Source organism: Candidatus Propionivibrio aalborgensis (genome assembly GCF_900089945.1).
GTDB lineage: Bacteria > Pseudomonadota > Gammaproteobacteria > Burkholderiales > Rhodocyclaceae > Propionivibrio > Propionivibrio aalborgensis.
Map to the genome: position 1 here is coordinate 1 of NZ_FLQY01000170.1, position 9,091 is coordinate 9,091.

Annotated in this window: 10 protein-coding genes and 1 pseudogene; 4 read left to right on the top strand and 7 right to left on the bottom strand. The window is 61.6% G+C overall.

Annotation, left to right across the window (positions count from 1 at the left end):
• The 3 genes and pseudogenes from PROAA_RS09215 to PROAA_RS09225 form a co-directional block, all read right to left on the bottom strand.
• Nucleotides 1–270: pseudogene (locus PROAA_RS09215) on the bottom strand (hypothetical protein); the annotation flags it as partial.
• 183 nt (nt 271–453) lie between these two features.
• Nucleotides 454–1,212 carry a Crp/Fnr family transcriptional regulator gene (locus PROAA_RS09220; RefSeq protein WP_245664226.1) on the bottom strand — a complete coding sequence of 253 codons (759 nt, stop codon included), beginning with the start codon at nt 1,210–1,212 and terminating at the stop codon, nt 454–456.
• Nucleotides 1,213–1,368: 156 nt separating this feature from the next.
• Nucleotides 1,369–2,127, bottom strand: a complete 759-nt coding sequence (locus tag PROAA_RS09225) for a Crp/Fnr family transcriptional regulator (protein ID WP_245664227.1) — start codon at nt 2,125–2,127, stop codon at nt 1,369–1,371.
• Nucleotides 2,128–2,376: 249 nt separating this feature from the next.
• Between PROAA_RS09225 and PROAA_RS09230 the strand changes: the two genes are divergently transcribed.
• The 3 genes from PROAA_RS09230 (at nt 2,377) to PROAA_RS09240 (ending at nt 4,375) form a co-directional block, all read left to right on the top strand.
• Nucleotides 2,377–2,592: a glycine zipper 2TM domain-containing protein gene (locus tag PROAA_RS09230; protein WP_186411065.1), complete on the top strand. Its 216-nt coding sequence runs from the start codon at nt 2,377–2,379 to the stop codon at nt 2,590–2,592.
• A 151-nt stretch (nt 2,593–2,743) separates the two neighbouring features.
• Entirely contained in the window at nt 2,744–2,938 is a 195-nt protein-coding gene (locus PROAA_RS09235; RefSeq protein WP_186411066.1) for a hypothetical protein, read from the top strand.
• 147 nt (nt 2,939–3,085) lie between these two features.
• Entirely contained in the window at nt 3,086–4,375 is a 1,290-nt protein-coding gene (locus PROAA_RS09240; protein ID WP_186411067.1) for a cation:proton antiporter, read from the top strand.
• 316 nt (nt 4,376–4,691) lie between these two features.
• On the opposite strand, the gene PROAA_RS09245 is transcribed toward PROAA_RS09240, so the two are convergent.
• The 4 genes from PROAA_RS09245 to PROAA_RS09260 form a co-directional block, all read right to left on the bottom strand.
• On the bottom strand, nt 4,692–5,318 hold the full coding sequence (locus PROAA_RS09245; RefSeq protein WP_222102190.1) for a class I SAM-dependent methyltransferase: 627 nt from the start codon (nt 5,316–5,318) through the stop codon (nt 4,692–4,694).
• Nucleotides 5,315–6,121 carry an HpcH/HpaI aldolase/citrate lyase family protein gene (locus PROAA_RS09250; protein WP_186411068.1) on the bottom strand — a complete coding sequence of 269 codons (807 nt, stop codon included), beginning with the start codon at nt 6,119–6,121 and terminating at the stop codon, nt 5,315–5,317. Before PROAA_RS09250 ends, PROAA_RS09245 begins: the two co-directional genes overlap by 4 nt.
• Nucleotides 6,122–6,213: 92 nt before the next feature.
• The gene (locus tag PROAA_RS09255; RefSeq protein WP_245664228.1) at nt 6,214–7,404 is read right to left on the bottom strand and encodes a CaiB/BaiF CoA transferase family protein; all 1,191 of its coding nucleotides are present in this window, start codon (nt 7,402–7,404) and stop codon (nt 6,214–6,216) included.
• Between the two features lie 10 nt (nt 7,405–7,414).
• Complete coding sequence (locus PROAA_RS09260) at nt 7,415–8,575, bottom strand: acyl-CoA dehydrogenase family protein (RefSeq protein ID WP_186411070.1); 1,161 nt, start codon at nt 8,573–8,575, stop codon at nt 7,415–7,417.
• Nucleotides 8,576–8,771: 196 nt separating this feature from the next.
• Here PROAA_RS09260 and PROAA_RS09265 point away from each other — a divergent pair.
• A partial coding sequence (locus PROAA_RS09265; RefSeq protein ID WP_186411071.1) for a DUF2863 family protein occupies nt 8,772–9,091 on the top strand: 320 nt, incomplete at its 3' end.

Here is a 9,091-nt window from a genome sequence, read left to right on the forward strand (position 1 = left end):
CCGTTCGCCGCAGGCGTTGTAGGCGCCACAGTGTTTGCGCCAGTTCTTGGCGTGGCCGGGGGGAACGTTCAGGTAGATCGGCTGCCCGTAAACCGGTACGCGCTCGATGATGATCGGCTGCTGGTAGATCAGTTGAGGTTGCGGATAGCCACCGATGTCGAGGCGGCCATAGAAGCCGGGCTGGCCAATGCTTACCGACACGGCCACATCGGAGGCAAGCGTCGTGGCGGTGGCAGCGGCAAGCACTGCGGCGAATAGAAGACGTTTCATGTGGGACCTCTTGTTGTCAGTGTTCCTGCCAGTCTTGCCGGAGCACGATTTCGTTTGTTCCGGACGGTCCTCACGCAGACATTGCATGTGTGCTGACTCGGATGGTCCAGCATAATGGCACCCGCCTTCGGCGTCTGTCTGCTGGCGCACATAGTCGGCACTCACGCGGCGTGCTTCGGTACGCTAATCCATCACTCGGGCGTAAGTGGTATTGTCGGCCTCGTAGCACCCACAGGAAGCGGCTTCCAGGCCGCCACGGTCGAGAATCGTGATATTCCCGCGACTGTAACTGATCAGTTTGCGATCTTGCAGTGAAGTGGCCGCCTTGGTCACCCCGACCCGACGCACTCCCAGCATGGAGGCCAGAAATTCGTGCGTACCATGAAATGCATCCGAGTGCGCCCGGTCCTGCGCCATCAGGAGGCATCGGGCGAGACGCGCTTCCACGACATGAAAGCGGGTGCAGGCGGTTGACTGCGCGAGTTGGCCCATCACCACGTGGAGGTAACGCTTGAGCAGCCCGTGCAGCGCCGGACTGAAATCAAGTTCACGACAAAACGGCGCCGCGTCCATCCGAAGCGCAAGTCCTTCGCCCTGGACCAGCGCGCTGAGCGGCGAAATATCCACCCCCAATATGAGGGAGATCCCGAGCATGCCTTCGTCGCCGACCAGGCCCACCTCCAGGCTGGCACAACCGTCGATCGGCGTTACCAGGGAAATGTAGCTCGTTGTAGGAAAGTAGACGTGACAAATGCGCTCGGCGGGTTCGGCCAGAACCTCGGCAAAGCTCAGTTCAACCGGCTCGCAGCCTGCCAGAAGACGCTGCCGATCTTTGCGCGGCAGAGCCTCGATCAAACGATTGGTGGCAGCAACCCTGGCTATTGGCACGTCGCGCCCCTCGATGTAAAGGTGAAACCGGCAACTGGTAAGGGCGCGCGGCAATGCCGATGTCGGATGCGGACCGAGAGCATACAGCTACGCCCGAATGAACACTTCATGGCACTTAGCTTGGACTGCGAACTGACGACTGTCTGGACGCTAGCGCACATAACAGCGCTGCGCGTGGTACGTACGACCCTGCGGGACCGATGCTTCGGCTTAGCGCGCCATCACCTCCGGAAGCAAGCGCTCGAACTCCTTCCTGACCACCGCGTAACACTCGCAGCAGCGTGCCTCCAGACCCGCCCGGTCGAGTACGGTGATGCGCCCGCGCTGATACGAGATCAAGCCGGCGCGCTGCAAATTGCCGGCGGCCTCGGTAACGCCCTCGCGGCGCACGCCGAGCATGTTGGCGATCAGTTCTTGCGTCATCACCAGTTCGTTCGAGAGCAGGCGGTCGAGCGAAAGCAGCAGCCAGCGGCACAGCTGCTGGTCGAGCGAATGATGGCGGTTGCACACTGCCGTCTGCGCCATCTGCGTCAGAAGCGCCTGAGTGTAGCGCAGCAACAGGCGCTGCATCGGGCCGGCGCGATAGAACTCATCCTTCAGCAGCTGGTCCTTCAAGCGATAGGCGTGACCGGCGCTTTGCACAACCGCCCGGCTCGACGTGCTTTCGCCGCCCATGAAGAGCGACACGCCGACGATCCCCTCGTTGCCGACCACAGCGATTTCAGCCGATGAGCCATCCTCCATGACATAAAGCAAGGACACGATCGAGGTGGTGGGGAAATAGACATGGCGCATCTGAATACCTGACTCGTACAGCGCTTCGCCGAGCGACATCGGGACCAGCTCCAGACTGGGCAGGAGGCGCGCGTATTCGTCCGCCGGCAGGGCAGCGAGCAGATGGTTCTGGCGCGGGCCAGGCGGGGCAGGCACACGAGGGGGAGGCGACGGCATGGCAATTCTCACACTCATCAGCAGCGATCGGACGACCACGTCGATGCGGGTGCAACGACGGAGCGAGATACGTGCCGACTATACACGCCTCGCATTGCCTATGTGCAGTAGCGTACAGACACAGCCGGGCGTTCGATGCACGCTCTAGGAGTTCATGGCAGGAAACGAGGATCGAGCGACGATGTAGAAATGCTGCGGCAAATCGCAATCCGTCGTCGACCAGGCATGAAATATCCGAAACACAATGTTTGACAAAGAGGTAAGCCCATGAAAACGATTAGCAGATTTACGTTCAGTGCATTCGCCGCAGTAGTTCTTTTCGGCCTTAGTGCTTGTGCGGACATGTCGTCGCAGGACAAGAGTACCGCCATCGGCGCCGGTGTAGGCGCCGTCGGTGGCGCTGTTCTCACGGGCGGCAGCGCCATCGGAACCGTCGGCGGCGCTGCTGTCGGCGGCGTGATCGGTCACGAAGTCGGAAAATGATGCACAGTGTGATGGGCGGCACGACGCGCCTGTCCTCCCCGGCAGGTGCGCCACGCCCATTCGTTGCTTTGCTCCCGCAGTCGACGCAACCCTCACGGGTACTCCCGCTACGGGCCACTTGATTTACCAGAATTACCAGGAGATATTTGAGATGAAACTCGTAAAAACCGTCAGTGCAGCCTTGTTCGTGAGCGCGTTGCTCGTAGCACTATCCGGTTGCCAGAAGCAGGAAGGCCCGGCAGAGAAGGCCGGCAAGGAAATGGACAAAGCGGCAGAAAAGGTTGGGCAGCAGATCGAGAAGGCCGGTGAAGCGATTCAGGACGCTGCCAAGGGCGACAAGAAATAGGCTGCCGCAAACGCTCGCGGCCTGTCGTCGCGGGCAACCGAACCTAGCCAGTGCGCGACGGTGAAGAATGTGGAAAAGTGACGCGCCTGCCCGCAAATTCCGGGAAGCGCTTCACTGCATTCGAAACAACTTAAGAGAGAAACTGCGATGACTGGAGCACTGTGGTTCCTGCTGGTGGGCGGGCTGTTGCTCGTCATGGGGCTGACGCCGTCGTTCATCAAGCGTCTTCCGGTCACCTCGGCGATCATTTACCTGTCGATCGGCCTGCTCGTCGGGCCGACGCTGCTCAATGCCTTTCACTTCAACCCGCTCAAGGAATCGGCACTGCTGGAAGTACTGACCGAGGTGGCAGTGCTTATTTCGCTCTTTGCCGCCGGGGTCAAGATGCCTGCTCCGGTGCGGCTCGATCGCTGGCGCACACCGCTGCTGCTGGCATCGGCATCGATGGCCCTGACGGTCGCCATGGTGGCCGCCTTTGCCCACTACGTACTCGGGCTTTCCATCGGCGCAGCGGTGCTTCTCGGCGCCATCGTGGCGCCAACCGATCCGGTCCTCGCCACCGACGTCCAGATCCGTCATCCCGGCGACCGCGACCCCCTGCGCTTCAATCTCACCTGCGAAGCCGGCATGAATGACGGCAGCGCTTTCCCGTTCGTAATGCTCGGCCTGGGTTTGCTCGGCCTGCACGACCTCGGCGATTTCGGCCTGCGCTGGGCGCTCGTGGATGTGTTGTGGGCGACCGTTGCCGGGATCGCAATTGGCGTTGTCTTCGGTTCCGCTCTCGGTCGGCTTGGCTGGGCGCTGCGCAGCAGATGTTTTGACCACGAGCTCATGGATGACTTTCTGGGCCTGGGACTGATCGGCATCGTTTACGGCCTCAGCGAACTGCTCAACGCATGGGGCTTTCTTGCGGTGTTCTTTGCGGCCGTCTCGCTGCGACAGACCGAAGTCAGGCTCATCAACGCCAGGGCCGCCAACCTGGGAAAAGAGCTTGCCGGGCACAGCCCGGTCGTGACGTCAGGTGGAGGCGATCCGGTAGCGACCGTCAGCGAAGGGTCGCTGGTCTTCAAGGAGCATCTTGAGAGGATGTCGGAACTGCTGCTGATCCTGCTCGTCGGGGGCTCGCTGTTCCTCGATTCGTGGAGCTGGCGCGCGGTGAGCCTTGCCCTGTTCCTGTTCTTCGTCGCACGCCCGGTCAGCGTAGCGATCGGGCTACTGGGCTCGCGCACGCCATTGCGCATCCGCGGCATGGTCGGCTGGTTTGGGGTACGTGGAATCGGCTCGCTCTACTATCTCATGTATGCCATTCAGCACGGCCTCCCGGAAAACGTGGCGCTGGAGCTCATCCAGATGACCCTGATCGTCGTCACGACGTCGATCCTCATCCATGGCGCCAGCGTCAAGCCCCTGATGAACCGTTTCTGGCGAGCTGACTGATGCGTTCCGCGTAGAAGTCGTCCGACGGGTCCCGCCATGGTCGCGGACCGTGATCGCTCGGGCAAGTTCCGTGACCGTTTATCGAAGCCCAAGAAACGACAATACGAACAGGACGATGACGACCAGGCCGACGAGGTAAATGATGCTGTTCATGTGATTTCCTTCCGGTATGAGTTGAGCGACCGTATCGCGTGGATAGGGCGATTCGAAGTCACCGGTTCCTACCCTACTCGTCTCGGGCCGTATGCTCTGTACGTTTGCGCACACAAGAACCACAAGTACGGAAACAGCGTCTTCCGCTCACTTACGTGCGTCCTTAAACTGGCTTTTGCGCCAGAACCTGGACCACCTCGCCGATGCCGTCATGATGACGTCCTTCGTGCACTTCGCGCAGGCCGACGTGGCGATTCAGCCATTGGCAGCCGGGAAACTCCTGCTCCAGATCTTCGATCGCTGCCAGCAGTTGCGGTTCGGGGGGGCCGCCCGTCCCTCGCCCTGCCTGGCCGGTCCCATAGGCTTCGAAAACCATCAGCCCGCCCGGTCGCAGCGCCGCGACACAACGACGATGCAGGTCTTGCCGAACCCGTTTCGGAAGATGGAGGAATATCGAGATGATGACATCCCAGGCCTCGATGCCCAGATCGCAGGAAGCCAGATCGGCATGACGCGTCTGGATCGAAACGCCGTTCCGTGTTGCCAGAGCTGACGCCTTGTCGAGGCCGCGTTCGGCAATATCGATCGAAGTAACGGGAAAACCCTGCCGTGCCAGCCAGACGCCGTTGCGACCCTCGCCATCGGCCAAGCAGAGCACCGAACCGCCGGGAACAAACTGTGGCGTAACACTGACAAGAAAATCATTTGGCTCGATGCCGTAAGCAAACTCCTCTGCCGCGTAGCGCTGATTCCAGAAAGCGCTGAGCTTGTCGATTGACGCAGCGCTCACTGCCGTGCTTTTGCTTCGCGCAGAATCGTCGTGGCGCGCAGTACGACCGGGCGGTCGACCATCTTGCCATCGACCGCGACCACTGCGCCGCCGGAGCGCGCATCGGCGTCGATCACGCGTTGCGCCCAGGCCACCTCGTCGGCGGTGGGCGTGAAGCAGCGATTGACGACGGCCACTTGGCGCGGATGAATGCACAGCTTGCCGCCAAAACCCAGACGGCGCGAGCGCAACGATTCGGCCTCCAGCAGTTCGACATCGTCGATCGCGGTGCACACGCCATCAACCGGTGCGGCGATGCCGGCCAAGCGCGAAGCCAGCACCAGCTCGGTGCGGAACGGCAGCAACTCGTCCTCGCCGCAGCGCATGTTCATGTCGGCCTGGAAGTCGATCGTGCCAAAAACCAGGCGCTCGACATTTGGACTGCGCGCCAGCACATGGCGCTGCTCGTAGCCGCGCGCCGATTCGATCAGGGGCAGCACCGCCAAGCCCTTCCCAGCGTGGCTTGCCGCTGCGATGTCCACCGGGCGCTCGGCCTTGGGCAACACCACGCCGGCGATACCCGCGTTCGCCAGCAACCCAAGATCCTCCAGGAACCACTGGGTTTCCGCCGCGTTGATGCGGACCAGAACCGGGTGGGCGGGATCCAGCCAGGCGGCCAGCGCGGCGCGCGCCGTATCCTTGTCGGCCGGGCTGACCGCATCCTCGAGGTCGATGATCACAGCATCGGCGCCGGCTTCGAGTGCCTTGTCGAAGCGTTCGGGACGGCTGCCGGGGACGAAGAGCAGGGAATTTGCATTGTTCATGATGACCTCATTGTATGCATCTATGTTTGCTTGAGTTGTGGAATGGCCTGTGCCCTGAAGCTGGCGCGCTCCGCCAAGCATTTTGCGTCAATTCACACCACATGCGCGGCTTGCAGCTGCGCGATCTCGTCCGGAGTGTAACCGAGCTCGATCAGGATGCTGCGCGTATGTTGCCCGAGGGCGGGAACCGCGTCCATCCTGGGCTGTACCGAGTCCGGCAGCCCGGGCGGCAGCAAGGCAGGCAACGGGCCCGCCGGACTCTCGATCTCGACCCAGCGTGCTCTTGCGCGCAACTGCTCGTGCTGCCACAGATCGTGCATGTCATTGACGCGCGCACAGGCGATGCCGGCAGCGTCGAGCCGGGCAACCACCTGTTCGGCGCTCAATCCGGCAAATGCCTGCTCGACGAGGGTTTTGAGCTCGGCACGGGCGATGCTGCGCTTCATGTTCGAGGCATAGCGTGGATCGGCAACGAGTTCCGGTCGCAACAGCACCTTTTCGCAGAAAACGGCCCATTCGCGTTCGTTCTGCAGGCCGAGCATGACCACCTTGCCGTCGCCAGCAGTGAATGGCCCGTAGGGGTAGATCGTCGAATGGGCGGCTCCGGTGCGCTGCGGCGGTGCAGCGTCGTCGATGGCGTAGTACAGCGGATAGCTCATCCATTCGGCCATGGTTTCCAGCATCGAGACTTCGACACGCGAACCCTTGCCCGTCTTGCCGCGCTGAATCAGCGCCGCGAGGATGTTGCTGTAGGCATACATGCCGGCCGAGATGTCGGCGATCGAGCACCCCGCCTTGGCGGGTTCGTCGGGTGTACCGGTGACTGAAAGGAAGCCCGATTCGCTCTGGATCAGCAGGTCGTAGGCTTTCTTGTCGCGATACGGGCCGGAATCGCCATAGCCCGAGATATCGCAGACGATCAGGCGCGGATAGCTTTCGTGCAGAGCTGCGAAGGACAAACCCAGACGCGCTGCAGCACCGGGCGCCAGATTCTGTACCAGCACATCGGCGCTCTGCAGCAGGCGTGTTAGAACGGCGTTCGCGTCGGCATGCTTGACGTCGAGCGTCAGGCTTTCCTTGGAACGGTTGGTCCACACGAAATGCGAGGCCAGTCCCTTGACGCGTTCGTCATAGCTGCGGGCGAAGTCGCCCGAGCCGGGGCGCTCGATCTTGATCACGCGTGCGCCGAGGTCGGCCAACTGGCGGGTGCAGAACGGCGCAGCAATCGCATGTTCCAGCGATACCACGGTGATGCCATCGAGCGGTCGATTTGCGCCGGTCACGATAGAACTTTCAGAAAGATCTTGGCAGACCGAGCACATGCTCGGCCACGTAGGACAGGATCAGATTGGTCGAGATCGGCGCCACCTGATACAGGCGCGTCTCGCGGAACTTGCGTTCGACGTCGTAGTCGCAGGCGAAGCCAAAGCCGCCGTGAAACTGGAGGCAGGCGTTGGCGGCTTCCCACGAAGCCTTGGCGGCGAGATACTTGGCCATGTTGGCCTGGGCGCCGCAGGGCTGGTGGGCGTCGAACAAACGACAGGCTTCGTAGCGCATCAGGCTGGCGGCTTCGACTTCGATGTACGCCTCGGCGATCGGGAACTGCACACCCTGGTTCTGGCCGATCGGTCGATCAAAGACAACACGTTCCTTGACGTAGCTGCTGACCTTGTCGATGAACCAGTAGCCATCGCCAATACACTCGGCAGCGATCAGCGCGCGCTCGGCATTGAGTCCGTCGAGAATGTACCTGAAGCCCTTGCCTTCCTCGCCGATCAGGTTCTCCACCGGAATCTCCAGATTGTCGAAAAAGAGTTCGTTGGTCTCGTGATTGACCATGTTCGGAATCGGCTGCACCGTCATTCCCTGGCCGATCGCTTGGCGCAGATCGACGATGAAGATCGACATGCCTTCGGATTTCCTGCTCACTTCGGCAAGCGGCGTGGTGCGTGCCAGCAGGATCATCAGATCCGAGTGCTGGACGCGGGAGATCCACACCTTCTGGCCATTGACCACGTAGCGGTCGCCCTGCTTCACGGCAACAGTCTTGATCCGCGTGGTGTCGGTGCCGGTGCTCGGCTCGGTCACGGCCATTGATTGCAGGCGCAGTTCACCCGAAGCGATACGGGGCAGATACGCCTGCTTTTGCGCATCCGATCCGTGGCGCAGCAGTGTGCCCATGTTGTACATCTGGCCGTGGCACGCGCCCGAGTTGCCGCCGCAACGGTTGATCTCCTCAAGGATCACCGAAGCCTCGGTCAGGCCAAGGCCGGAGCCGCCGTATTCCTGCGGGATCAGCGCCGCCAGCCAGCCGGCCCGGGTCAGCGCATCGACGAAGGCCTCGGGATAGGAACGCTCCCTATCGATCTCGCGGAAGTAAGCGGCGGGATATTGCGCGCAGAGGTCGCGTACGGCGTCGCGGATGTCCCGAAATGATTCGCTTGCCTTCAGCATGTTGTCTTTCCTTGGGGTTGGTGCAATCGGTAACAGCTCGGGCACCCAATGGCGCTCCTCACCACCGAACACGAAGAAGAACAGGCCGAAAGGATAACGCGTTTACCGCGAAATCTCATGCCGGCGCCGAATGCGGCCGGATGCGCCATTCGCGACTTGGTACAATGGCGAATTATGGAATTTACAGGCAATGGAAATGAAGCGCAGTCGCCCCTCATCACGCAAACGCATATCGGACGATGCCAACGAGCTGGTCCGGCTGGCGACCGGACTGGCAGAGTCGGGCGGCCGGCTGGAGGCCAAACTCTGGGATAAGCAGCTCACGGAGCTGGTCTGCAAACTGCTGCACGACGGTGCCGAAGACGATCTGAATGCCTCGCTCGATCGTCTGTTTGACTCGCATGCTTTGGCGCACGACAGCCTTGCCGACATTCTGGAGTCCAGTGCCGAGTCCTGTGTCATGAGCCTGCAGGGGCAGGACTACGATATCCTGCTGTTCAATGTGCCGCTTCTGGT

Excerpts from the sequence above, each read along its gene's own strand:
- PROAA_RS09225 (WP_245664227.1), bottom strand. The coding sequence starts at position 2,127 with ATGAGTGTGAGAATTGCCATGCCGTCGCCTCCCCCTCGTGTGCCTGCC.
- PROAA_RS09230 (WP_186411065.1), top strand. The coding sequence starts at position 2,377 with ATGAAAACGATTAGCAGATTTACGTTCAGTGCATTCGCCGCAGTAGTT.
- PROAA_RS09235 (WP_186411066.1), top strand. The coding sequence starts at position 2,744 with ATGAAACTCGTAAAAACCGTCAGTGCAGCCTTGTTCGTGAGCGCGTTG.
- PROAA_RS09240 (WP_186411067.1), top strand. The coding sequence starts at position 3,086 with ATGACTGGAGCACTGTGGTTCCTGCTGGTGGGCGGGCTGTTGCTCGTC.
- PROAA_RS09250 (WP_186411068.1), bottom strand. The coding sequence starts at position 6,121 with ATGAACAATGCAAATTCCCTGCTCTTCGTCCCCGGCAGCCGTCCCGAA.
- PROAA_RS09260 (WP_186411070.1), bottom strand. The coding sequence starts at position 8,575 with ATGCTGAAGGCAAGCGAATCATTTCGGGACATCCGCGACGCCGTACGC.